General features: G+C 60.8%; 20 protein-coding genes. 3 read left to right on the top strand and 17 right to left on the bottom strand.

What is annotated here, in order from left to right; translation table 11 throughout:
* The first annotated feature begins 45 nt into the window (after positions 1–45).
* A complete protein-coding gene (locus tag B0G76_RS41700; protein WP_120298539.1) occupies positions 46–945 on the top strand; it encodes a bifunctional 5,10-methylenetetrahydrofolate dehydrogenase/5,10-methenyltetrahydrofolate cyclohydrolase in 900 nt (299 codons plus the stop codon).
* 68 nt (positions 946–1,013) lie between these two features.
* On the opposite strand, the gene B0G76_RS41695 is transcribed toward B0G76_RS41700, so the two are convergent.
* The 9 genes from B0G76_RS41695 to B0G76_RS41645 form a co-directional block, all read right to left on the bottom strand.
* A complete protein-coding gene (locus B0G76_RS41695) occupies positions 1,014–1,430 on the bottom strand; it encodes a hypothetical protein (protein ID WP_120298538.1) in 417 nt (138 codons plus the stop codon).
* Positions 1,427–2,368 (bottom strand): glycine betaine/L-proline ABC transporter ATP-binding protein, encoded by a 942-nt coding sequence (locus tag B0G76_RS41690; RefSeq protein WP_243856927.1) that lies wholly within the window; start codon positions 2,366–2,368, stop codon positions 1,427–1,429. Before B0G76_RS41690 ends, B0G76_RS41695 begins: the two co-directional genes overlap by 4 nt.
* Complete coding sequence (locus B0G76_RS41685) at positions 2,365–3,183, bottom strand: proline/glycine betaine ABC transporter permease (protein WP_106286204.1); 819 nt, start codon at positions 3,181–3,183, stop codon at positions 2,365–2,367. Before B0G76_RS41685 ends, B0G76_RS41690 begins: the two co-directional genes overlap by 4 nt.
* A gap of 162 nt (positions 3,184–3,345) precedes the next feature.
* Complete coding sequence (locus B0G76_RS41680; protein ID WP_120298537.1) at positions 3,346–4,392, bottom strand: ABC transporter substrate-binding protein; 1,047 nt, start codon at positions 4,390–4,392, stop codon at positions 3,346–3,348.
* A 37-nt stretch (positions 4,393–4,429) separates the two neighbouring features.
* On the bottom strand, positions 4,430–5,386 hold the full coding sequence (locus tag B0G76_RS41675; RefSeq protein WP_120298536.1) for an electron transfer flavoprotein subunit alpha/FixB family protein: 957 nt from the start codon (positions 5,384–5,386) through the stop codon (positions 4,430–4,432).
* A gap of 21 nt (positions 5,387–5,407) precedes the next feature.
* Entirely contained in the window at positions 5,408–6,157 is a 750-nt protein-coding gene (locus tag B0G76_RS41670; protein ID WP_120298535.1) for an electron transfer flavoprotein subunit beta/FixA family protein, read from the bottom strand.
* 61 nt (positions 6,158–6,218) lie between these two features.
* Entirely contained in the window at positions 6,219–8,636 is a 2,418-nt protein-coding gene (locus B0G76_RS41665; protein WP_120298534.1) for an FAD-dependent oxidoreductase, read from the bottom strand.
* A gap of 242 nt (positions 8,637–8,878) precedes the next feature.
* Positions 8,879–9,931: a flavin reductase family protein gene (locus tag B0G76_RS42685; RefSeq protein WP_183082333.1), complete on the bottom strand. Its 1,053-nt coding sequence runs from the start codon at positions 9,929–9,931 to the stop codon at positions 8,879–8,881.
* Positions 9,932–9,933: 2 nt separating this feature from the next.
* Entirely contained in the window at positions 9,934–11,175 is a 1,242-nt protein-coding gene (locus B0G76_RS41645; RefSeq protein ID WP_120298532.1) for an aromatic ring-hydroxylating dioxygenase subunit alpha, read from the bottom strand.
* A 345-nt stretch (positions 11,176–11,520) separates the two neighbouring features.
* On the opposite strand from B0G76_RS41645, the gene B0G76_RS41640 reads away from it, so the two are divergent.
* Positions 11,521–12,453 (top strand): LysR substrate-binding domain-containing protein, encoded by a 933-nt coding sequence (locus B0G76_RS41640; protein ID WP_120298531.1) that lies wholly within the window; start codon positions 11,521–11,523, stop codon positions 12,451–12,453.
* Between the two features lie 1,126 nt (positions 12,454–13,579).
* Here B0G76_RS41640 and B0G76_RS41625 read toward each other — a convergent pair.
* The 8 genes from B0G76_RS41625 to B0G76_RS41590 are packed head-to-tail and all read right to left on the bottom strand — an operon-like array spanning position 13,580 to position 23,221.
* Positions 13,580–14,431, bottom strand: a complete 852-nt coding sequence (locus tag B0G76_RS41625; RefSeq protein ID WP_120298530.1) for an amidohydrolase family protein — start codon at positions 14,429–14,431, stop codon at positions 13,580–13,582.
* A gap of 23 nt (positions 14,432–14,454) precedes the next feature.
* Entirely contained in the window at positions 14,455–16,095 is a 1,641-nt protein-coding gene (locus tag B0G76_RS41620; RefSeq protein WP_120298529.1) for a class I adenylate-forming enzyme family protein, read from the bottom strand.
* Between the two features lie 55 nt (positions 16,096–16,150).
* Positions 16,151–17,248: an ABC transporter ATP-binding protein gene (locus B0G76_RS41615; RefSeq protein WP_259461000.1), complete on the bottom strand. Its 1,098-nt coding sequence runs from the start codon at positions 17,246–17,248 to the stop codon at positions 16,151–16,153.
* 20 nt (positions 17,249–17,268) lie between these two features.
* Positions 17,269–18,858: an NAD(P)/FAD-dependent oxidoreductase gene (locus B0G76_RS41610; protein ID WP_120298528.1), complete on the bottom strand. Its 1,590-nt coding sequence runs from the start codon at positions 18,856–18,858 to the stop codon at positions 17,269–17,271.
* Positions 18,859–18,895: 37 nt separating this feature from the next.
* Positions 18,896–19,747, bottom strand: a complete 852-nt coding sequence (locus B0G76_RS41605) for an ABC transporter permease (protein WP_120298527.1) — start codon at positions 19,745–19,747, stop codon at positions 18,896–18,898.
* Complete coding sequence (locus B0G76_RS41600; protein WP_120298526.1) at positions 19,744–20,577, bottom strand: ABC transporter permease; 834 nt, start codon at positions 20,575–20,577, stop codon at positions 19,744–19,746. Before B0G76_RS41600 ends, B0G76_RS41605 begins: the two co-directional genes overlap by 4 nt.
* 18 nt (positions 20,578–20,595) lie before the next feature.
* Positions 20,596–21,696, bottom strand: coding sequence for an ABC transporter substrate-binding protein (locus B0G76_RS41595; RefSeq protein ID WP_259460999.1), 1,101 nt, complete (start codon positions 21,694–21,696; stop codon positions 20,596–20,598).
* A gap of 31 nt (positions 21,697–21,727) precedes the next feature.
* Complete coding sequence (locus B0G76_RS41590) at positions 21,728–23,221, bottom strand: aldehyde dehydrogenase (RefSeq protein WP_220700829.1); 1,494 nt, start codon at positions 23,219–23,221, stop codon at positions 21,728–21,730.
* A gap of 140 nt (positions 23,222–23,361) precedes the next feature.
* Between B0G76_RS41590 and B0G76_RS41585 the strand changes: the two genes are divergently transcribed.
* A complete protein-coding gene (locus tag B0G76_RS41585; protein WP_120298524.1) occupies positions 23,362–24,258 on the top strand; it encodes a LysR family transcriptional regulator in 897 nt (298 codons plus the stop codon).
* Positions 24,259–24,702: the final 444 nt, after the last annotated feature.

Below are 24,702 nucleotides of genomic sequence, written 5' to 3'. Positions count from 1 at the left end.
GCGTCTAACCGCGTCAGCTCTTTTACTTCTGGACTCCTCATCCCCATGATCATCGACGGAAAGGCATGCGCCGCGCGCCTCAATGCGGCCACCCGTGCAGCAGTCACGACTTTGACCGGGCTGCATCGCATTCAGCCCGCTCTCGCGGTCGTGCTGGTCGGCGAGGACCCGGCAAGCCAGGTCTATGTGCGCAACAAGGTTCGCCAGGCCGGCGAGGCGGGCATTCGCAGCGTCGAGCACCGCTTGCCGCCCGACACGTCGAGCGACGTGTTGCTCGCACTCGTTCGCACGCTGAATGACGACCCCGCGGTACACGGCATCCTCGTGCAATTGCCGCTGCCCGCACATATCGACGAAGCACGGGTGATCGCGACGATCGCGGCTGAAAAAGACGTGGACGGCTTCCATGCGCTCAATGCCGGTGGCCTGCTGAACGGCGCGCCACACGCTCTCGTGCCCTGTACGCCGCAGGGTTGCGTCATGCTCGCGAAACAACAGCTAGGCGAGTCGCTCGCGGGCTTGCATGCGGTGGTCGTAGGCCGCTCCAACATTGTCGGCAAACCGCTGGCGGTTTTGTTATTACAGGAAAACTGCACCGTGACGATCGCGCACTCGCGTACGCGTGACATCGAAGCAATTTGCCGCCAGGCCGATATCCTGTTTGTTGCCGTAGGTCGCGCCGAACTCGTGAATGAGAACTGGATCAAGCCAGGGGCGACGGTGATCGACGTCGGCATTAACCGGACCGGTTCGGAACAGCAAGGGTTCCGGCTGGTAGGCGATGTCGACTTCAAATCGGCCACTTCGCGCGCCGGCGCGATTACGCCGGTCCCAGGCGGAGTGGGCCCCATGACGATCGCTTGCCTGCTTCGCAATACCGTGCTTGCCGCATGTCACCAGAACGGCATCGATCGCCAGCTTGTGCCAGAAACGGTGGTCCGATAAAACCGTACGTGCAAGTGGCGCCGTGCCTGGCGCCTGGTCTCGTAGACCTGCCCTGCCATTTGTCCGTGTCAAGGCACGGTTCTCGTCGCGGCTGTCGCAAACGCTGAATCTGCATCTCGTAGAAAATAGCTGTCGACCGGCGCGACGAAAGGCAAGTGTATCGCGATCCGCACGGCAGCGATCCTGGGATCCTTCATCAGGTGCGCCGCGACTGCACGGCTGTATTCCCGCGCAGCTACGAAAGGATGCAAATGCAGGATGTGATACACCGCTTCGTAATCGACCACATCGGCGAGATCGTCGAACGTCGACGGGGAATCCGCGAGCGGAACATACAAACTGACGTCCGCACGCGGTGCTGCCGCTTCCGGACCCGGGCGCCAGCCCCGCACGAATACGCGCCGGCATTCGCATAGCAACGTGGCATTCAACAGCGCATCGAACGCATCAGCGGCGTATTCGTGTAGAAACGAGCCAGGCGTCACCGGGCATCGACAAAGCGCCGCACGTAGTCGTTCGCCGGATTCGTGCGAATCTGCTCGGGTGTGCCGACCTGAATGACTGCGCCATCCTTCATGATGGCGATACGCGAGCCGATCTTCATCGCTTCGTCCAGATCGTGCGTGATGAAGACAATCGTGCGCCGCAGGTCGGCCTGCATTTCGAGCAGGATGTCCTGCATTTCCGCGCGAATCAGCGGATCGAGCGCGCTGAAGGCTTCGTCCATCAATAGCACGTCAGGTTCGGCAACGAGCGCACGGGCCAGCCCGACACGTTGACGCATGCCGCCCGACAGCTCGTCCGGATAGCGATCGTCGTAGCCCCGCAAACCGAGCCGGCCATTGATCCACGCGCGTGCCGCCTCGCGCGACGCCGCCGCGTCGTCGCCACGAATCCAGCGCCCGAAGGTCACGTTCTCCAGCACGGTCTTGTGCGGCAGCAGTGCAAAGCTCTGAAAGACCATGCCCATGTGGAAGCGCCGCATTTCGCGCAACTGCCGGGCATTGAGCTTCAGTACGTCGGTGCCGCGAAACAGCAGTTGTCCCGCGGTCGGCTCGACCAGACGGTTGAAGTGCCGCACGAGTGTCGACTTGCCCGAACCCGAAAGCCCCATGATGACGAAGATCTCACCCGGATACACCGACAGCGACACATCGCGCACCGCGACGTTGCACCCGGTCGCGGAAAGAATCTGTTCCTTGGATATGCCTGCCCGGGCCTGTTCAAGTGCCTCGCGAATCTGCCGTGAATGCGGTCCGAACACCTTGTAAAGCCCGCGCAGTTCGAGCAGCGCCGAGGTTTCGGCCATAGCAGCGAACCCCGCCGTGTTTGTGGTTTCCATGGCCGACGGCACCGCGCTCTTCAGCGGCGCCGTGCCAGATTCAAGACCACGCACAATGTTGCGCAGTGAAGAAATGTTCATCGAAGACTCTCACTTTGACCGCGCCGCGCGCGCTTGCCGATGCCGAACGACTGGGTGATGCGGTCGAATACGATCGCCAGAATCACGATCGCTACGCCGCCGACTACACCCTGTCCCATATCCAGATTGTTGATGCCCGCGAGCACATCCTCTCCGAGTCCGCGCGCACCGATCATCGACGCAATGACGACCATTGCAAGCGACATCATCACGGCCTGGTTAATGCCCGCCATAATGGAAGGCAACGCGAGCGGCAGCTCCACAGCAAGCAGTTGCTGGCCCGGTGTCGCGCCGAAAGCCCTCGCGGCCTCCAGCACGTCGCCCGGCACCTGCCGCAAGCCAAGGTCGGTCAGCCGGACCAGGGGTGGCAACGCGTAAATCATCGTAGCGAAGATCGCCGGTACGCGGCCGAGGCCAAACAGCATCACGACCGGAATCAGATACACGAACGAAGGCAGTGTCTGCATCATGTCGAGGATCGGATTGATCACCCGAGCCAACCAGCGGCTGCGCGAGATTGCGATACCGAGCGGGAGGCCGATCAGCACCGTCAGTATCATCGCGGTCAGCATGATCGCGCAGGTCTGCATCAGCTTGTCCCATAGCCCGAGGCAGCCTATCAGGTACGTCATCGCGGCGAGCAGCACCGTGAGTGCGATCTTGCGCGAACCGAGCCACGTGATCGCGCCTACGACGCCGATCACGACAAGCGGCGGCGCACCCTTGAGCATCGTCTCGACGGGATTGAGCGCATAACCCAGCAGGAGCGCGCTGATGCGGTGGAACAGGTCGCCATATTGCGCCACGAGCCCCATGAAGAAGCGGTTGATCGGGTCGCCCAGATCGAGTTGCAAGAATATTCCATTCACACGGCACCTGTACTGTGAGTCGCGCCGGCGCAGCATGGCGGCGCCGGCATCCATCCAATGCGATACACGGAAGAGCGCGGCCGTTTCCGGCGCGCACCGCGTGCAATGTCACTGCAGACTGCTGCGTACCTTGCTCGACACATCGGCCGGCACCCAGTGCGACAGCATATCGGGGTTGGCCTTCAGGAAGTCGATCGCGGCCTGGCGCGGCGGCGTTTTTGCGCTTGCCATGCGTGCAAGAACCGCATTGATCGATTCCATCGGGAACTGCACTTTCTCGAAGAGTCCGACGATCTGCGGATCGGCTGAGTACAGCGCGTTCGACACCACAATGCGCAGCGCCGTGGGCGGCGAGGCCGATCCGCACGGATTCCCATCCTTGCTGCCGTTGATGGTTTTCCAGCATGCTTCGTTGAACGCGGGCTCGACGAGACGGACGGCCTTGAAACGGCCAAGGATCGTCGACGGCTCCCAATAGTAGAACAGGATCGGCTTGCCGCGCGTGTACGCCGATTCAATGGCCGAATCGAGCGCTGGCCCGGAACCAGGATGAAAGTCGGTGAACGCGCTGTCGAGCCTGTAGGCTTTCATCTTCTGCACCGTGTCCGCCTCGCATTGCCAGCCAATCGGGCAGTTATAGAGCCGTCCTTTCGATGGGTCCTCGTCGTCGGCGAACAGATCCTTGTATTTCGGCAGATCAGTAATGCTCCGCAAGTCCGGCGCGACCGGCTTGATACCTCGGGCAGGGTCACCCTTGATGACATATTCCGGCACGTAATAACCCTCCACGCTGCCACCAGAGATCAGCGAGCCGAGAATCCTGACCTTGCCCTCACGCGCCGCGCTTTCGTATGCCGGTGTGCGTCCGGACCAGTATTCGACCATCACGTTCAGGTCGTTCATCACCACGCCTTGCAGGGCAATGGCGTTGGTGCCCGGTGTCTGATCGGTCTTGCAGCCGTAGCCCTTCTCGAGCACATATCGAATCACCTCGGTCATGAATCTGGCACTGTCCCAGCCCATTTCGGCGAATTTCACCGGCTTGCCAGATGCACACCAGGCAGACTCCGTGGCTGCGGCATTGGCATGCTGCGCCAGAGCGGCCGCGCCCAACACGAGTCCGACGACTATACGTCTTGCGATGCAGTTGAACATGTTTTTCTCCGTTCCCTTTGCGGACTACGAGTGGTTGTTATAACGCAGCTGTCATCTCGGGCACTGCGACGAACAGATCGGCTTCGAGCGCGTAATCCGCGATGGCGAAAATCGGCGCCTCCGGGTCTTTGTTGATTGCAACAATGACCTTGGCATCTTTCATCCCTGCGAGATGCTGGATCGCGCCGGAAATACCCACGGCCACATACAGTTGCGGCGCGACTATCTTGCCCGTCTGACCAACCTGATAGTCATTCGGGACGAATCCTGCGTCCACCGCGGCGCGAGAGGCGCCGAGTGCGGCGTTGAGCTTGTCCGCCAACGGCGTGAGTATTTTCGCGTAGTTCTCCGCGCTGCCGAGTCCCCGGCCGCCGGAGACGACGATAGCCGCGGACGTCAATTCAGGCCGGTCCTGCCTGGTCAACTCGCGGCTGACCAACCGTGAGATGCCGGTATCCGGTGCCGCTTCGATTCTCTCCACCGTCGCGCCCCCGCCGTCATCGGCGGCGGGATCGAACGCCGTGGTCCGCACGGTGACGACCTTGACCGGATCGCACGATTGCACGGTGGCGATAGCGTTGCCAGCATAGATCGGCCGGTCGAAAGTATCGGCTCCCACGATCGCGATAATGTCGCTGATCTGCGCGACATCGAGCCTGGCGGCAAGGCGGGGCGCGATGTTCTTGCCGTAGGCGGTGGCGGCCACCAGCACATGCGAGTAAATCCCGCTCTCGCGGCGCAGCAACGCCAGTGCCGTCGCGTCAAGGTTCTCCGCCAGTCCCGCCGCGAGTTGTGGCGCATCGGCGAGCAATACCCGGCTCACACCAGCGATCCTCGACGCGGCGTCAGCGACGCCTTGTGCCTGATAGCCCGCTACCAGCAAATGAATCGGCTGGCCGGTGAACGTGGCGATTACCGCCGCCGCAGTCACTGCATTGAGCGTTGAAGTTTTGATCGCGCCGCCGTCGTGTTCGGCGATAACCAGAATCGTCATGTCATTGTCTCCTCGTGCTGCTCAGATCACTCTGGCTTCAGTCTTAAGCTTGTCGAGTAAAGTCTGCACGTCCGGCACCCTGACACCGGCGGCACGCCTGGGCGGCTCCACGACCTTCAGCGTTTTCAGCCGGGGCGTCACGTCCACGCCGAGCTCGCCGGGCGTCAGTGTCTGCAGTGGCTTTTTCTTCGCCTTCATGATGCTCGGCAAGGTTACATAGCGCGGCTCGTTCAGACGCAGATCCGTCGTAATGACGGCGGGCAAACTGAGCGACACAGTCTCGGTACCGCCGTCCACTTCACGGCAAACGAGCGCCGCGCCATCCACCAGATCCACCTTCGCCGCGAAGGTGGCCTGCGGCCAGCCTGTCAGCGCTGCGAGCATCTGACCGGTCTGGTTCGAGTCGTCGTCGATTGCCTGCTTGCCGAGAATCACGAGTTGCGGGTTTTCTCGCTCGATGACCGCATGCAGCAGTCTGGCTACCGCCAGCGGCTGAATTTCTTCATTCGACTCGATCAGGATTGCCCGATCCGCGCCGATCGCCAGCGCCGTGCGCAGTGTTTCCTGCGCCTGCGTAACACCGGCCGACACAGCAATCACTTCGGTCGCGACACCCGCTTCCTTCAGGCGCACGGCTTCCTCGACGGCGATCTCGTCGAATGGATTCATCGACATCTTCACGTTCGTCATATCGACTCCCGTCTGGTCCGCGCGCACCCGCGGCTTCACGTTCGAATCGATCACGCGCTTGACTGCCACCACGATTTTCATAGTCACCCTGCTCATTGAATGATCACTGCCCCCACGGCTGGCATGCGCCGAAGCCGTCGTACTATCCGCGCATACGCGCGCCATCCGGATCGTATGCTGGCGCTGTCAGTATCCTTGCTGGCTGGCGCTCGCCGAGAATCTGGATCTCGAATGCGTTCGCACCGACGAGGTATTCGCTCTTCACGTAACCCATGGCGAGACTCTTGCCCGTCGTATGGCCATAGCCCCCCGATGTGGTGTAGCCCGCAACCGCGTCGCCCACCCAGACCGGTTCGAAACCGCTCGCGTCTGCGTCGATAGCATCGATTTCGAATGTGATGAGCCGATGCACAGGCGTCACGCCGCGTTGCGCGAGCACGGCCTCGCGCCCGATGAAGTCGCCCTTGTCGAAGGCAATGAAGCGTTCGAGATCCGCCATGGCCGGCGTGTATTCGGGGCCGAATTCGCGTGACCAGATGCCGAAGCCCTTTTCGAGGCGCGTCGACAGCAACGCCCATACGCCGTACTGACGCAGCCCAAAAGCGCCGCCCGCCGCGAGTAACCGTTGGTAGACGCTGCGCAGATAGTGGTTCTCGACGTAGATCTCGTAGCCCAGTTCACCGGTCAGCGACAGACGTGCGATCCACGCCGGGGCAAAGCCCGCATCGATCCGGGCGACCGACATGAAGCGCTGGGCCGCAGCAGTTGCCGCGGTGCCGAAGACTTCGCCAACCAGTGCTTTTGCATTGGGACCGGCGATCGCGAGCATCGCCAGCGACTCGCTGCGGTTGTCGATGCGCACACTTCCGTCTGCCGGCAGATGGTCCTCGAACCAGCGCAGATGCCACTCCTGCAGGTAACCGGACCCCGTCACGAGGAACCGCTGCGCCGCGAGCCGCAGAATCGTCAGATCGCCCTTGAGACGGCCCGACGGCGAAAGGAGCGGCGCAAGCCGGGCACGGCCGACTTCCGGCAGACAGCTGGCGAACAACCGGTCGACCCACAGTTCTGCGCCAGGTCCGCTGATTTCGTACTTCGCATAACTACTTGCATCGAACAGACCCACCTGCTCGCGAATGGCGCGGCATTCCGCGGCTACGGTGTCGAAGGCATTCGACCGGCGAAACGTCGGCGTTTCATGAGCGGGCTGACCGGCCGGCGCAAACCACATCGGCGTTTCAAGTCCGTAGTTGACACCGAATACGGCATTCGCCTGCTCCTGCAGGTCGTATAGCGGCGTGGTCTTGAGTGGGCGGCCCGCGGGCCACTGCTCATTCGGCCGCGCGAGGTAGAAACGGTGCTCGTAAAATTCCCGTGCTTTGGCCGCGACGTAGGTCTGTGTGAGGTCTGGAAAACGCGCCACATCCATCGCGAACACGTTGTCTTGCGGTTCGCCCTCGATCATCCACTGCGCCAGTGCCAGGCCGACGCCGCCACCCTGACTGAAACCCGCCATGCAGCCACAAGCCGCCCAGTAGTTGCGCAAACCGCGCACGGGGCCGACGAGCGGATTGCCGTCTGGCGTAAATGTGAAGGGCCCATTGACGACGCGTTTGATACCGGCGTTCCCCACGCTCGGAAAGCGTTCGAAGCCGCGCATCAGTTCGTCTTCGATACGCTCGAGCCGCGGCGGCAACAGATCGGTCTCGCCGTATTCCCACGGAGTCCCGTCCAGCGACCATGGTGTCGAGCGTTTCTCGTACACGCCGAACAGAACACCGTGGTGTTCCTGGCGCATGTAAATTTCGCCATCGAGGTCGACCATCACCGGTATCTCCCGTCCGAGCGTGACGAGCTCCGGAATGTCTTCCGTGATGAGATAGTGATGTTCCATCGGAATGAGCGGCAGCTTCACACCAGCCATAGCACCGACTTCCCGCGCCCACAGTCCCGCTGCGTTGACCACATGCTCGGCATGAATCACCCCCTGATCGGTAATGACCGTCCAGCTGCCATCCGCACGCGGTTCGAGCGCCTCTACCCGCGTATGCTGATAGATCTCCGCGCCGCGTCTTCGCGCGGCGCGCGCATAGGCCTGAGTACATCCGTAAGGGTCCAGGTGGCCTTCGTTCGGCGCCCACAGGCCTCCCTTCACCTCGCTCACGTCGACCAGCGGACACATTGCCTTGATCTCGGACGGCGTGATCAACTCGGTGTCGAGACCCATGAAACGGTGCCGTGACCACTCGGTGCGCAGAAACTCCCAGCGCTCAGGCGTTGCCGCCATGGTGATGCCGCCAGGCACATGCAGGCCGACATTCTGATCTCCCTCTTCCTCAATTTCCTTGTAGAGCGAGATCGTGTAACTCTGCAGCCTGACGACGTTGGGATCGCCGTTAAACGCATGGAAGCCGGCGGCCGCATGCCATGTCGACCCGGCGGTGAGAACCTTGCGCTCAAGCATCACGACGTCGGTCCAGCCGAATTTCGTTAAGTGGTACAGCACCGAGGCGCCAACAACACCTCCGCCGATAATCGCCACCTGACAATGACTTTTCATGAATTCCCTTTCATTCGTGTGTGCGTGTATCGAAAAGCGACAGAACCGGCATCTCGTCCATCATGTCGCGATTGAATGCTTCAGCGCGTGTGACATGCATGCTAAGAAGCGTTAATTCTTTTCTCAAACGAATTTAGAACATGGTTTTCATGCAATTTCGCATGTGAAAAACCGCACCGCAACGACATTAGGCATACTGATTGTTTTACGAATTCATCCACCATAGAATCGAATCTGTCAGCCTAACAGTCCAGTTCTATGTCCGTTAGCGGGCGTGCACAACAGGTCAGGATCCATCCCTCTGCTATCTCTTCATCGGTGATGCCGCCGTTGTGCGCCATCTCGACCTGGCCCGCAATCACACGTGTCTTGCAGGTGCCGCACATACCGGCGCGGCACGCACTCGGGATCACGACACCCACGGACTGGGCGGCGTCTATCAGCACATCGTTCGTTGACGCGACACACTCGAGTCTCGACGCTGCAAGCATCACACTGACCTGCGCCGTCGGCACTACTGCTTCAAACGCGTTCGCGGCGAGCGGCAGCACGAAACTCTCCTGGTGATACCGTTGCGGTGCAACGCCAAGGCTCACCGCAGCCTCGTAGACAGTCTTCATGAATGCATCGGGGCCGCAGCAATAAATCGTGCGCTTCGCGATATCGGGAATCCATTGGGCCAATTTGGCGCGTTCAAGCCGGCCAGCGAGAAGCGGTACAGCGGCCTCGCGCGATACCGTCAGCTTGACTTGCAGACTCGGCCAGGATGCCGCCATCTCCTCCAGATCCTTGCGAAAGAGAAGATCTTCCTGCGTGCTCGCACATTGCAGGAAGACAAGATCGATCTCGGCGCGCGCGTCGTATAACGCCCTTGTCATCGACAGGAGCGGTGTAATGCCCACACCTCCAGCGACGAATAAATACGCGCCTCCGGTTGCTTCAGGAGCGATGAACGCGCCTGAAGGTGGGGAGATACGAAAGCGAGCGCCTGGCGCAATTTCCTGATGCAACCATGCGGACACCGGACCATGAGGCGCGGCTTTCGCCGTTATCGCGAAGCGCCCTGCACGCGTCGGCGTCGACGACAACGTGTAGCAGCGGTACAGAATGCCGCTGAGGGTCGGCGCTTCAACTGTGATGTGCTGCCCCGCGGCATAGTCGAGCGATCTTCCGTCAACGGCGACGAACTCGAACGTTTTCACGTTCACGGATTCGTCGGCCACTGCCACGCACTGCGCCAGGAAGAAGCCATCATCGCGCGTTGACGGTAAGGAGCCTGCCTGCTTCGCGGCCACTGTCAACACACCTTGAGCGGCACGGTCCTCGGCATCTGCGCGAGGCCTTCTCTGAGTGCATCCATGTACCAGTCCACGAATGCCATGACGCCGGACTCCACCTGTTCCGAATAGACTCCTGGCTCGTAGCCAATTGAATTGATGCCGAGCTGATTCGTTTCGACCAGTCGCTGGTCCTGTGCGTTGGTCGCTTTCCAGACTTCGGTCAGCGTGTCGAGGTCGTAGTCGACGCCTTCGACCGCGTCCTTGTGCACGATCCATTTTGTCGTGACTTGTGTCTCGCGAGGGCCGAGCGGCAAGAGACGGAATGCCAGCGCGTGATCACCCAGCGCATGATTCCACGTATTGGGAAAACGCAACAGACGCAACGCGCCGACGTCCCGCTCGGGAAGCATCCCCATGACCTTGCTGCAGGCCGCCTCGCCCGTCATCGTGAAAGACACGCCCCGCTCCAGCGCGGCTCGCACCATCCGATACACCGGTTCTTCTTCGACGGGTGCATACGGCAGGCCGACCTGCCTCCAGCGCGCTTCGTCGCGTTCGCTCTTCGCCGCAAACTCGCCGCCATAGCGCGGATCGGTCGGACCATCGAACTCGGAAATCGTGCGCAGCAATTCCGGATGATTGGCGCTGCAGTGGTAGCACTCGCGATTATTTTCGAGTACAAGTTTCCAGTTGCCTTTCTCGACAATTGTGGATTCGTAGGCGATCTTCGCATCTTCGATGCCGTGCGGCGCGAGGTACGGTTCAACGCGGCGGCGAAAGCCGCTGAAATCGTCGGGCGTACTGGACAGGCAGATAAACACATAGCCCGCTACGACCTCGCATGCAACCGGCTTCAGGGAGAAGGTCGACAGGTCAAACGACTCGCCCATGTTGCGCGCGAACATCAGCTTGCCATCGAGGCCATAGGTCCATTGATGGTACGGGCAGGCGAATGCGCCTGACTTGCCCTTCTCACCCGCACAGATGCGCGAGCCTCGATGACGGCAGGTGTTAAAGAAGGCGCGCACGGCACCTGCACGATCCCGCACGACGATAACCGACGTCTCGCCAATCTGCACCGTGAACCACTCGCCGGTCTGCCTGATCTCGCAGCTCAAGCCGGCAAACAGCCACTTTCGCTGCCAGATGAGTGCGAGGTCCGCCTCGAATAGTTCTGCGTCCTTGTAAAACGCCTGCTCAAGAGGGCGTCCCGGCGTATAGGCCGCCAGCAAAGCATCGAGTTTTTTATGGTCGAACATGTCCCATCCTGATGTTTCCAGAAAATCCCATGTGCACCCTGAGGTATGCGGCAGCGACGGCCCTCTCAGGGCTTGGTTTCATTAGAGGACTCCAATTTTGACGGGACAAGCCATTTTTACTGATGCCAGACATGCGTTTTTGCATGCGAGAGCGGCGCGCGCGACAATGTTTGCACTGACGGTGAAACAAATGTAAACGCTGACCCGGCGGCCTAGTGAGGATTTACCCGGATTCCAAGCAGATTGTTTTTTGACTAACGTTTTTTCATGACAGCATTCTGAACAAAGCGTGACCGACAGGACGCGGAACGCCCGCAAACGCCGCCGTTCTCACAGGGAAGCACGATGATCAAGCCGAGGAAACGTCTGCCTCCCCTCAACGCAGTTGGCGCGTTCGAAGCCTCGGCGCGGCTCCTGAGCTTCACGCGCGCGGCCGAAGAACTAAACCTGTCGCAAGGTGCGGTGAGCCGGCAGATTCAGATGCTGGAAGAAAGGATTGGCGTTCTGCTTTTCAATCGGCGGCACCGCGAAATCGAGCTGACCAAAGCCGGCATGGTCTTTCAACAAGCAATCGCGCAAAGCCTGATGTCGATTCGCCGCGCGGTGGCCATCATCGAGAATCTCGAATCGACCAGCGTGACGATCGCTGCGAGCGTGGCGATGTCGAGCTTCTGGCTGATGCCGGCCATCATCCGGTTCCGCGAACGCCATCCGGAAGTCGATATCCGCGTACTCGCCAGCGATCAGCCGGTCGATCCGCGCCGTGAGGCCGTCGATCTCGCTATCCACTATGGAGACGGCCACTGGCCCGGTCTCGTCAAATACAAGCTGTTCGATGAAGAAATTTTTCCGGTCTGCAGCCCGTCTTACCTTGAGCAACACTCCATCCAGAGCGCATGCGATTTACAGAACGAAGTGCTGATCGACGTTGAAGCCGGTCTGTCGATATGCAACTGCTGGGACGACTGGTTCGAACTGGCGGGCGTCGAGCCGCGCGATCATCACAGCTCGATCCGTGTCAGCAATTTCGATCTGGCTTACCGCGCGGCGTGTGCCGGAAAAGGTGTCGCGCTCGCCTGGTCCTACGGCTGCACGGAAATGATCGAAGACGGGCGCCTCGTCAGACCGCTCGCTATCAGCGTGCGTACCCGACTATCTGAGTACATCGTGACGGCTGACAATTATGAACTCAGCCACGCGGCGAAGGAGGTGCTCGATACGCTGATGGACTACGCCGCCGCTACCAATAGCAGTTGGGGTGCGCAATCCGCTGCTTGACGCTGGTCCCGCCGTGTACTGACATACACCGTCGCTGCCGGGCCTCGTCACATCCCCGACGCATCCGTCCGCGATACGAGGGAGACCCCCGGATAGCAGACGGCCCGACAGCCCCGCCCCGCCTGGCTTATCGCGCAATGCACGTAGGATCGTTAGCCTTGGGCAACGAATACGTCGCAAAGGTGATTGAACCGGTTTACCTCCCTTCTTAGACTCGCCTCACGTCTTGAGCAGAAGTACACATGTCCAGCTACGTCCATCGCAGTCCCGCCGGGCCACGCGTCGTGCGGAAAAAACCCTCGGTGGCTTGCGCAAGTTGCTTCGATAGCCGATGGCGTGATCCTGCCCACCGAGCGCATCGTCGATGTTCTGCAAAGCCTGATCGCACCAGGTGACTGGATGGTCGTCGGGTAATAACCTGAAGCAGGCGGACTTCCTGCTCTCGCTGAGGTCGACGCGAGCGCTAGTCCGTGACATCCCACGCCACAGGCGCCGGGAACCGTAGCCTCAACAGCCGACCTCGCGCTACCCATGCATTTCATTCACCATTCGAGGTCTTCGAACGTATGCTCGCAACCGCGTCGATAACCTCAGCTTCCATTCATTAGCCCACTGTTGCGCTTCACTCTTGAAACCGCCCAGTCTCAAGTTCGATTCCCTCAGGTGGGAGGCACCGGCAGCTTGCGCTACCGTGCTGAAGCCACGCAACAGTTCCGCCTTTACGCGTGAGGACAGCGACCGGATGGCGCGGCCCGTTGTGTTGAACGGATAGTCCGCAGCCGTCAGGCCCGGTTGCCGACACTCCTGCAGGAATCTTTCGGGGAGCGCACGCAAGCCACGCAGGCAGATGCGAAGACCGTCATCGCAAGGGATCTGATGCAGGCTGACGCGGCGCGGCCTGATTTGCACGACCAGCCACGCCGCAAGCATCGGATACTGCTCAAACAACAACGATAGCGCGCCGACGGCGCCGCTTCGTTCACCGCGTAACGTTACGGGCGACATGCGCGTGTATTGCGTTACGTGAGAGATAAGCGCCCGAAAGCCACAAATACACCCGTCCATCAAAAGTTGCCGTCTGGGGTACGCAGCACAGAGATCCCTGAAGTACCTTGAGAAGCGGCAGTCATAGTCCCAGGAACGCGAGTGCATTGTTGCCGCACCAGTCGTCGCGCACTGCGTCCGGCAATGAGAGCGCGTCGAATTCACTCAATGCGTTTTCAATCGACATCATCGGAAAAGCGGAACCGAAAATCATGCGCTTTTTCAACACCGTTCTGCCGTATTGCAGAAGCGGTTCGTATCCCGAATGCGCGGTGGCCAGCAGTTTTGGACGGACCGCCAGCGTGCCGATCCAGACGTTCGAATGCCGCCATGCCACCGCGAGCAGTTCCTGCACCCACGGCCAGCCCGGCGGCGACGCGCACACCCGCAGATCGGGCAGGTCCATCATCACGCGGTCGAGCGCGGCGGGATGGCCCAACATCATCGACGTATGCGTGGAAAAATTGGTGCCGCAATGAATATTCGCCGGTACGTTCAGCTCCACACACTTGCGATAGAGCGGAAATAGCAACGGGTCGTCGATCGGCAGCCTGTGTTCGAAACCTTGGACGTTCAGACCGCGCAAACCGAGATCACGCACCGCCGCTTCGAACTCCACAACCGCCGCGGCGCCCTTGTGCGGGTCGACGCCCGCAAAGCCGATGTATCGCTCGCCGTGCGTTCGGCAAAACGCAGCCACGTCCTCATTCGAGATTTTTACGCCAAACGTGCTGGTCAGATCGCGCGCTTTCAGCACAACGTGACGCGCGTTCAGGCGCTCGTAAGTGGCAAGATAGTCGGTTAGCGGATCATCACTGCCCAAATCGGCCACCTGGCGTTCCGTGCCTTCATAAACACGCCGATAGTTCGCCAGATGACTGGCAGGTCCGTCGAACTGGAGAGAGGGCGGACGACTCGAAAAATCCACGAACATGAGAAACTCCAGCAAACAAGGCGTCAGCGCCAGCGCGATTCCTGGCGATCGAAAGTCCCCGCGAATGGGTCTGCCGTTTCGGCGATCAATCGCTTCTTTGCAATCTTTCGCGAAGGCGTGCGTGGGAAATCGCCCTCGATATATTGCAGATAGCGCGGCACCTTGAACGGCGCGAGATGCCGCGCGCAATGCTCGAATACCACTTCGGGCGGCAAATCTCCCAGCGCAAGCCCATCGCGCAACTTCAGATAAGCCTTCACCTCTTCACGCCGCAGCGGATCGGGCACGGCCACCACGGCTGCTTCGTCGATCGCGTCCATGCTACGCAGAACGGTCTCCACTTCGGTTGCCGAAACATTCTCGCCCGCGCGCTTGATCATCTCCTTGATGCGTCCGACGATGAAATAGAAGCCTTGCTCGTCGCGCCTGAACAGATCGCCTGTGCGAAACCAGTCACCGTCGAAGCTCTCGGCGTTGGCTTCGGGGCGTTTGTAATAACCCCATAGAATGCCGCGACCGCGAATCCACAATTCGCCAGTTTCATCGACCTCGGCGAGGCTGCCGTCCTCTCGCCGGATCTGTAGCTCGCGAAACGGTGCGGGCAGACCACAGGTGCGCTCCAGTGCCTCGTCATGCGCCCATGCCGGCACGAGCGCGCCCGTGCCCACTTCGGTCATGCCGAAGCCTTCACGCGCAATCACGTTAAAGCGCGCCTGAACTTCTTCTCGTGCGGGTCTGGTCCAACCGTAGATGCTGATGTACTTCAGGCACACGTCCGCATCGCGCGCGCTGCGTGGATGCTGGCTCAGCGCAGGCTCGGGAAAGATGCAGTAGTGAATGCGATAGTCGACCAGCCACGACATAAAGCGCGTGAGACTCATGCGCTCCGCAATGTACGCGGTGCCGCCGAGTTTCATCGTCATGAGAAACTGCCACATCGGGTCCATGTAAAAGAATGGCGCCCAGATCAGCACATTCTCGATTCCCGCGTCCGGCCCACGCCGATGCCGCGCCGCACCGTGGCAATGAATCATCCAGTAGTCGTGGCTCAGCATGCAGCCTTTCGGAAAACCAGTGGTGCCTGATGTGTACTGCAGATTCAGCAGATCGTGGCGGGAAATCGCGCTCGACGCCATAAAATCCGCGCTGCCGGCATCGAGTAGCGTTTGCCAGTTAAGCGGATGTTCGCTCTCTCCACACACGATCACGCGCTCCCACGAGAGCAAACTCGGCAATGCGGGCGCTTCGGCAATGCGCGGCAGGAATTCAGCGTCGATCACGAGGTATTGAGCGTCCGCGTCAGTGAGCACGAACGTCATTTCATCCGGTGTATAGGCCGTATTCACCGGCACCATCACGGCGCCGATCCGACCAAGCGCAATCCACGTAATCGGAAACTCAGGCGCATTCTTCAGCATCAGCGCAACGTGGCAACCCTTGCGAATGCCGCGCCTCACGAGCGAGTCAGCCAGTTGCGAAGCCGCGCGGTCGATCTGCGCATACGTCATGCTGATGCCGCGGTCGAACCACACCGCCGCGATCCTGTCGCCGTGAAGGGCGGCCTGCTCGTGCACGAACTCCCCAAGCGATTCAGGCAATGCGAGTTGCTCCTGACCTTTTCGACGAGCGAGTTCGTCCTCCACGGTCGGCGACTGTGTCTTCATACTGTTCCCCAGAAATATCGAAGCTTCGCGCGGCAAGGCGCGCGTTTTGCGTGGCTCAGTCCTGCAAGATGATCTGGCAATCCTCGGGCAGCCAGTCAAGCAGAACCGGCGCACCGCGTTCCTGCGTGATCTGCCGCCGGTTGCCCTGCTGCTGCACAACGATCTGCATATCGCACGCCAAACGCACGTGATGACGCACCACGCTGCCGAGCGTGATCGAATCTTCCAGCATGCCTGCGTGGCGCAATCCGCTCGCGGTATCCACATCCGGCGAATGAAGAGCGCATGTCATGCGTACGCTTTCCGGACGCACCAGCAGCTTCACGGCTGCACCACGCGACACCGCACCAGACCTCATCGTGGCGGGCAGCAAGCCGAGCGGCGTGGACACAACCGTATGCTCGCCCGCGTTGTCCTGCACGGTGCCGGAAATCAGATTGGCCGCGCCGATGAAACTCGCCGCAAACGCTGTGCGTGGCGAGCGATAGAGTTCGTCCGGCGTCGCGACCTGCTCAATGCGGCCCTGATTCATCAGAACGATGCGATCCGACATTGACAGCGCCTCGTCCTGATCGTGCGTGACGTTCAGCATCGTGATGCCCAGTTGCGCGTGCAGGCGGCGGATTTCGAGCTGCATCTGCTCGCGCAACTTCTTGTCGAGTGCGCCGAGCGGCTCATCCAGCAGAATCAGCGCGGGGTTGTACACGATGCAACGCGCGAGCGATACGCGCTGCTGCTGGCCGCCCGAGAGTTCCTTCGGCTTGCGCGCCGCGATGTCGGGCAATCGCACCATGTCCAGCACGTCTTTCACCTTGCGGCGAATCTCCTCCTTCGGCATCTTGCGAACGTGCAGCGGAAACGCAATGTTGTCGAACACTGTCATATGCGGCATCAGCGCATAGTTCTGAAAGACCATACCGAGGCCGCGCGAGCTGGGCGGCGCATTCGTGATGTCGACCCCACGCACGAATATCTGCCCCGACGACGGGCTAACCATGCCCGCAATCAGGTTCAGCAGCGTGGTCTTGCCCGAACCGCTCGGCCCGAGCAGGGTAACGAACTCGCCCTGCTTCACGCTGAAGTCGAGTGGCGCGAGTGCTTCCACTGCGCCGTAGCGCCGTGAGACCTGTTTCAGTTCGATCATGTTCATCATGCAATCCTTGATCTGTCCGATCAATGCCGCTCGCCGCGCATCACCATTGTCGCCGCGTTGTGTCCCGGCACACCCGTTACACCGCCGCCCGGATGCACCGATGCGCCACATTGATAAAGCCCCTTGATTGGCGTGCGATAGTCCGCCGCGCCTTGCACGGGACGCCTGAAGAAAATCTGGTCGGCGCTCAATTCGCCGTGATGCACGTGGCCACCGGGCAGCGCGAAAATCCGTTCGAGGTCAGCAGGCGAAAGCACCTGTGCATCGTCGATGCAATCGCGTATGTCGGGCACGTACGCAGAAAGCGTGTCGAGCACGATGTCGTACAGATGCTCACGCTGCGTATCCCACGAGCCCTCGCGCAGCGCGTAAGGCGCATGCTGGCCAAAAATGCTCATCAGGTGCTTGCCTTCTGGCGTCACGCTCGGGTCCACCGCGCTCGGACTCAACACGACGAGCGGTGGCCGCGGCGAGATTTCGCCGTATTTCGCGGCGTCCCATGCGCGTTCGAGATATTCCACCGAAGGTCCGATACGCACTTGCGCCGGATACGCAAACCCTGCTGTTTGCGCGTCGAAGTCCTTGAATGTGGGTAACCGCTTGAGCGCGAGGTTGACCTTGAAGGCCGTGGAGCGGTCGCGTATCTGCGCAACTCTCGAGAGAAATTCGGGCGATACATTCTCCGCACTCACGAGCTGCTGAAACAGCACCTTGGTGGCCACATTCGAAATCACGCAACCCGCTTCGATCTCTTCGCCCGAAGCAAGCCGCACGCCGGTTGCGCGCTCGCCTTTAACGATGACCGAGGCAACCGGCGCATCGCAGCGCACTTCCATGCCATGCGCCTTGCCGGATGCGGCGATCGCTTCAGAGATCGAGCCCATGCCGCCGCGCACGAAGCCCGCCGGCCCCGCATTGGTGCTGTGATCGCGAATGAAGCCGCGCAGCAGAACATAAGCCGAACCGGGCGAACAGATGCTCGTCGCGGCGCCGCCGCACGACGCGTAGAAACCCATTGCGGTAATCATCTCGTCAGACTCGAACCAGCGCGCCAGAAAATCGCGTGCGCTCAGCGTGAGGACGTCGTAGAGGTCGTAGAACTGCTCGCCGATGTCGCGAAAACGCCAGGCGAAGCCGAGCAGCCGGCTGCGCGCGCCAAGGCCGCTATCGGAGGGATCGGGCGGAACTTCCCACAGCATCTCGGACACCACTTTGCCAAGTCGTGCCATATACGCCCGATATCGGCCATATGAGTCCGCATCGGCCTTGCTGAAGCGGGCAATGTCCGCACGCAGTTGCTCGCCGTCCGCGCGAAATGCGAGGCTGCGTCCCTGCCCGTAAAGATGCAGCATGGGCGGTGGGACTATGATCTCGTAGCCGTACTTCGCCAGCTCCAGTTCCTGGATGATGCGCGGTTGCAGCAGCGCCATTGTGTAAGACGCTGTGGAAACGCGGTATCCCGGCCATAAGGCCTCGCTCACGGCCGCGCCGCCCACGAGTTCGCGCCGCTCCAGCAGACAGACCTTGAAGCCCTTGCGCGCCAGATAAGCGCCGCACACGAGCCCATTATGTCCCGCACCAATGATCACTGCGTCGTAGTGGTTCGCCATGTTCGTCGCGTTCGCTATGTTTTGTTATGGTCGAATGTCATTCGGCGGAGGCGTCGCGTCGTTGCAATGCCATGATGCCGAGACACACCAGAAGCGAGATGACGGTGAGCAGCGTGGACACGGCTGCGAGCACCGGCGACACTTCCCAGCGGATCGCGCTATACATCTTGACCGGCAGCGTCGTGGTTTGCGGCCCGGAGATGAAATAGGCGACCACCACTTCGTCGAACGAGAGCAGGAACGCAAAGAGCACGCTCACTGCTACCGAAGCGCGAATCTGCGGCAGCACTACCTGAAAGAAAATACGCAGGCGGCTCGCCCCCATGACGAGCGCGACAGCTTCGAGCGACACATCCGCATGACGCAACCCCGAGCCCACCGCGATGATCACGAACGGCACCACCAGCACGGCGTGCGCGAGCGCGAGACCCCAGATGGTGTTGACCAGCGCCAACATGGAGAACTGCTTGTAGACGCCGAGTCCGAGCACGACGACCGGCACGAGCAACGGTGTGATGGCGAACGTTTCGAACACGCGTTTGCCGGGAAAACGACCGCGCGCAAGTGCATAGGCACCGGGCACGCCCACCGTGATCGAAATGGCCGACGCCAGCAAGGCCACCGTCACGCTGGTGACGCATGCGCCCCGCCACGCCGGATCGGCGAGAAATTGCTGGAACAGCGCGAAAGAAAACGTTTTGGGCGGAAAGCTCAGTTCGGTGCCACCACCGAACGAAATCGGCACGATCACGAGGCTCGGCAGCAGCAGGAACAGATAGCCGCACCAGCCACCGACCGCACCGAGTACGCGCATCGCTGCGTGCCAGTCGTGGCGTCTGGGTGCGGGCTTCACGAAGTCGTTGCCCACGCGGGTTGCGGTGTCCATCATGCGAGCACCTCCTTGCCCTGCTGCACACGGCCCAGCATGGCGATGAGCACGCCAGAGAGGACCAGCAGCATCATCGCGATCGAAGCCGCGAGCGTCCAGTCGAGCGTCTGGCGCGTGTAGAAATCGATCAGGTTCGCGAGCATCATGTCGCGCGGACCGCCGAGCAACGCTGGAGTGATGTACATACCCATCGAGAGCGTGAAACACATCAGCACGCCCGCGATCACACCGGGCATGGAAAGTGGCAATGTGATGCGCGCGAAAATCATGAACGGGCCCGCGCCCATCAACTCGGCGGCAAACTTGAGATTACGGTTCTGCGTGGTGAGGCTCGTGAGAATCGGCAGCACCATGAACGGCAGCAGATAATTGGTCATGCCGATCACCACGCTGGTACGATTAAAAATCAGATCCGGATGCCACGCATCGCCGCTCAGCCAGCCCGCCAGCTTCGCGATAATGCCCGCGCTGCCCAGAATCACGGTAAACGCGTAGCTTTTGACGAGAATGCTGGTCCAGAACGGCAACATCACCATCACGAGATACGGGGCGCGTTTCGACATTGGCATTCGCGCCAGATGCAGCGCAATGATGTAGCCGAGCACGAGACTCGTGGCCGTGGCGAGCACGCTGATGCTCATGGTATTGCCGAGCACGCGACGAATCAGCGGATTGGTGAGCACCTGCTCGTAGCCGCGCAGCGTGAACGCGTGCTCGTAGATACTCGACCACCCCACCACGCCCAGCGGCCAGAGAAAGAACACCGCCAGCAGGCCGTAAAGCGGCAGCAACATCACGACCACGGCCTTCAGGTTCAGCGTGTAATTCATCGCGCGCTCCGGGTTCTTTTACGTCAGCATCCATGTCGTGAAGCGGTTCTGGAGTGCATCGTAGTGATCGCCCCACCATGTGTCGTTGATGATGATGCTGTTGGGATCGTGCATATCCGGCATGCGCGCCTTCGCGGCGGCGGAAACGAGCGGCAAGGCTTGCACGGCATTCGGCGCGAATTCCACCATTTCACAGAACGCCGCCTGCCGGTCGGGACGCAGACAGAACGCCACGTACTGCATCGCCGCCTGCGTGTTCTTGCCGTACTTCGGCACCGCCAGATATTCGAGGCTGTTGAGCGTCTGCTTCATCGACATCTGGATCGACGTACCCGCGCGTTGCGCCGGCAGCACGCGGCTCAGATACGTGTAGGTGAAATCGAGCTCGTTGCTCGCGATGAGCGTGACCGTTTCCGGCGTCGTCTCGATCCATTTGCGCACGGAAGGCTTGATGCGGTCCATCGCCTTGAACGCGCGTTCCACGTCGAGCGGATAGAGTTTGCCCGGCGCGACGCCATCCGCCAGCAGCGCCATCTCCAGGTTTTCGCTCACTCGCGGGCGCAAACCACGGCGGCCGGGAAACGCCTTCACGTCCCAGAACTCGGCATACGTACTGGGATGTTTGCCACCGCCGCGCTTCGGGTCGTAGCCGATACCACCTGCGTACGAATACGTACCTACGAAGTCCGCGCCCGTTTTCGTGACGAGACCATCGGACTTGACGATAGCCGGATCGAGCTTTTCCCACATGCCTTGACGCGAGCCGGCGACGATCTGCGGACCGATGCTGTCGAACACGTCCCACGAAACATTCTTCGAGTCCACCTGCACTTTCATGCGCGCGAGGTCGGCGCTATTGACGAGATTGACCGCGATGCCCGTTTCCTTCGTGAAGGGCTCAGCGAACGCGGCCCGCACCGCCGCCTCGTATGCGCCGCCCCAGCACGTCACGCTAATGCTCTTCGATTGCGCGCGCACGATAGCCGGCGCGCCAAGCAGCGCGGCACCCGCCAACGCGCCCGCCTGCTGCAGAAATGCACGACGCGGGCGCGACGGGGAATCGGCTGCGGCGTCGGTCTTGAGGTTGTTGATCGGACTGCGAGAAGTAGGCGTTTTCATGTTGGTCTCCATGCGTGATCGGGGCAGTGCGTCATCCGGCGATCCAGATCGCCTTCCAGTCCATGTATTTGTCGAAGGCGTGCATCGACTTGTCGCGGCCGAAACCGGATTGTTTGAAGCCGCCGAATGGCGAGGACATCGTGCCGCGATCAAAGCAGTTGACCCACACTACACCCGCTTTCAATTGCCGCGACACCTGCTGTGCGCGCGCCACGTTCGAGGTCCACACGGCGGCGGCCAGGCCATAAATCGTATCGTTGGCGACCCGCACCGCCTCTTCAGGCGTCCCGACCGTAATCGCCGACAACACCGGGCCGAAAATCTCCTCACGTGCGATACGCATGTCGTTGCTCACCTGGTCGAACACGGTAGGCTCGATGAAATAGCCGCCCGATTCAGGCCGCGCGGCACGTCCGCCCGCGATGACCCGCGCGCCGTCCGCACGTCCCGCGTCGATAAAGGACATCACCGTGTCGTGCTGCGTCTGGCTGACGATCGCACCCATCTTCGTCGCGGGATCGAGTGGATCGCCCGGCACGAGTTCTCGCGCAATCGCTGCGACTTTCTCCAGCAGTTCGTCACGCACCGCCGCCTGCACGATGAGCCGCGAGCCAGCGTTGCACACCTGGCCGCTATTGGCGAAGATGCCGGCCGCCACGGCGCGGGCGGCGGCGTCGAGATCGGGGCAATCGTCAAGGACGATATGCGGGCTCTTGCCACCGCATTCGAGCCCCACGCGCTTGATATTCGATTGCCCTGAGTACTGCATGAAAAGTTTGCCAACGGCCGTGGAGCCGGTGAAACCGACCGCGTCCACGTCCATGTGCAGCCCGAGCGCACGACCGGCGGTCTCGCCATAGCCCGGCAATACATTGAGCACGCCGGGCGGCAAGCCAGCCTCTGTTGCAAGCGCGGCAATGCGGATCGCGCTGAGCGGCGACTGTTCGGCGGGCTTGAGCACGACGGAATTGCCTGCCGCCAGCGCGGGACCGAGCTTCCAGCTCGCCATGGAAAGCGGATAGTTCCAGGGCACCACGGCCGCCACCACGCCGAGCGGTTCGCGCACGATCACGGTTGTCATATCCGGCGCGGCGGGCGCGGTCTCGCCATAAAGCTTGTCGATAGCCTCGCCATACCACTGAATGCATGTGGCAGAGCTAACGATGTCGCCGTTATAGGCGCTGGCGATGGGTTTGCCGACATCGAGCGATTCGAGCAGCGCCAGTTCCTCGCGATGCTCCAGCATGAGTTGCGCGAAACGCAGCATCACGGCCTTGCGCTCGGCCGGTGCGCGACGCGACCATACGCCAGACTCAAACGCCTTTCGGGCACTTGCAACAGCAAGATCCACGTCCTCCTGTCCGCACTCGGCCACTTCTGCGATTACGCGGCCCGTGGCGGGATTGAGAGTCTCGAAGGTCTTGCCCGACAGCGCGCTCACATAGCGTCCGTCGATGAACGCCCGGCCCTCTGGCCGAATCTCCTGGGCGCGGGCGCGCCACACCGATGCGTCGGGAATGCTCACAGCAAAGCTCCTTGAATGATGAGTGAATTGCGTGCTTCCTCATACCACTGAAACGCAGTGTAAAGTGTCAAGATTATGAAAACCAATACATTCTGATAAGCTTATTCCTTCCAGAAAGTTATACTTTCCAAGCGTCCACGATGCTCAAAGTGCGCCATCTCGAGATTTTCCGCGCAGTAGTGAAGGCGGGCAGCGTGTCGGCAGCGGCGCGTCTTCTCTATGTGTCGCAGCCTGCTGTCACCAAGACATTGCGCATACTGGAAGAAGAAATCGGCCTCACACTCTTTCTGCGCGTGAAGGGGCGGCTCGTCTGCACGCCCGAAGCCGAGGCCATCCTGCCCGAGATCGAACGGCTCTTTGGCAGCGTTCAATCCATCGCCGAAACGGCACGCGAAATCCAGCAAGGTCAGCGTGGATCGATACGTGTGGCCACGGTGTCGATGCTGGCCACCACTATCGTGGCGCGCGCTGTTGGCGAGTTCCGCAACACGCATCCGTATGTTGAGTTTGATATTCGCGCGTTGCCTACGCGACATGTCGTCGAATACGTGAACAACAATCAGGCGGATTTCGGCATCCTCGACGTGGCCGCACCTTCCGGCACGCTCGAAGTGGAAGAGTTTTGTAGCGCAGAGTTGCGCTGCGTGATGCGCGCCGGGCACCCGCTCGCGTCACGTAAGACGATCACACCGCGCCTGCTCGATAATGAGATGCTAGCTACGTTTGGCGAGGACACGCTCACTGGTTGGCGCCTGCGCGAGGCTTTTCGCGCGCAGGGTCGAAGCTTTGCCAGCGTGTTCGTCTCAAATAGTACGCCCGTGCTCTGCGCGCTAGTGAGAGAGGCTAACGCTGTAGCGCTAGTGGATCCTTTCGCGCTGATGAGTCGGTCTTTTCCCGATCTGATTTCTCGGAAACTCTCGCCAGCGGTGCCAGTGGAGCCTCGCTTTCTATTCGCACCGGGCCGGCCGCACTCGTTAATCGTGAATCAGTTCGTCGCACAATTGAAGCAAACCGCCAAGGAAATGGCTACGGGCTGATGAACATCCTGTCGCCCGGTATATCGCCCCTGCGATGCACACAAAGATGGCTTCGCTCTTGCACGATAGGAAACGCTTATGAAGCGGATACTCGCCGTTAGGCGGTCACGTTCAGGACTGTGAGCTCTCTCACTCACCCAGCGGCATGCGGAGCCATCTTCCACAGTTCAGAACCACACGGGTCGTGCAGTTGAAGTTTGCTAATTCCGCTAATGGCCTGCGTGAGCGTACTGATCGTGTCCATTAATTGCTGGCGCGGCTACGAAAGTCGGTCGCCGCTGCTGCCTGCCGTTCCGGATGAGATTGCGCATTTCACTATGAATACTTGCAGGATGATTGCTTCGATTAGCGCAGATCGCTGCACGGCAGCGCACCGCATCGACGGGAAAATGGTGAACCCTGCGCGGCCTCATCCCGGCGTCGGACAAGAAGAGTTGCCGACGC

The sequence above is a fragment of the Paraburkholderia sp. BL23I1N1 genome (genome assembly GCF_003610295.1).
GTDB lineage: Bacteria > Pseudomonadota > Gammaproteobacteria > Burkholderiales > Burkholderiaceae > Paraburkholderia.
Note: the sequence above shows the minus strand (reverse complement) of the source record. Positions and strands in the feature narration are given on the sequence as shown.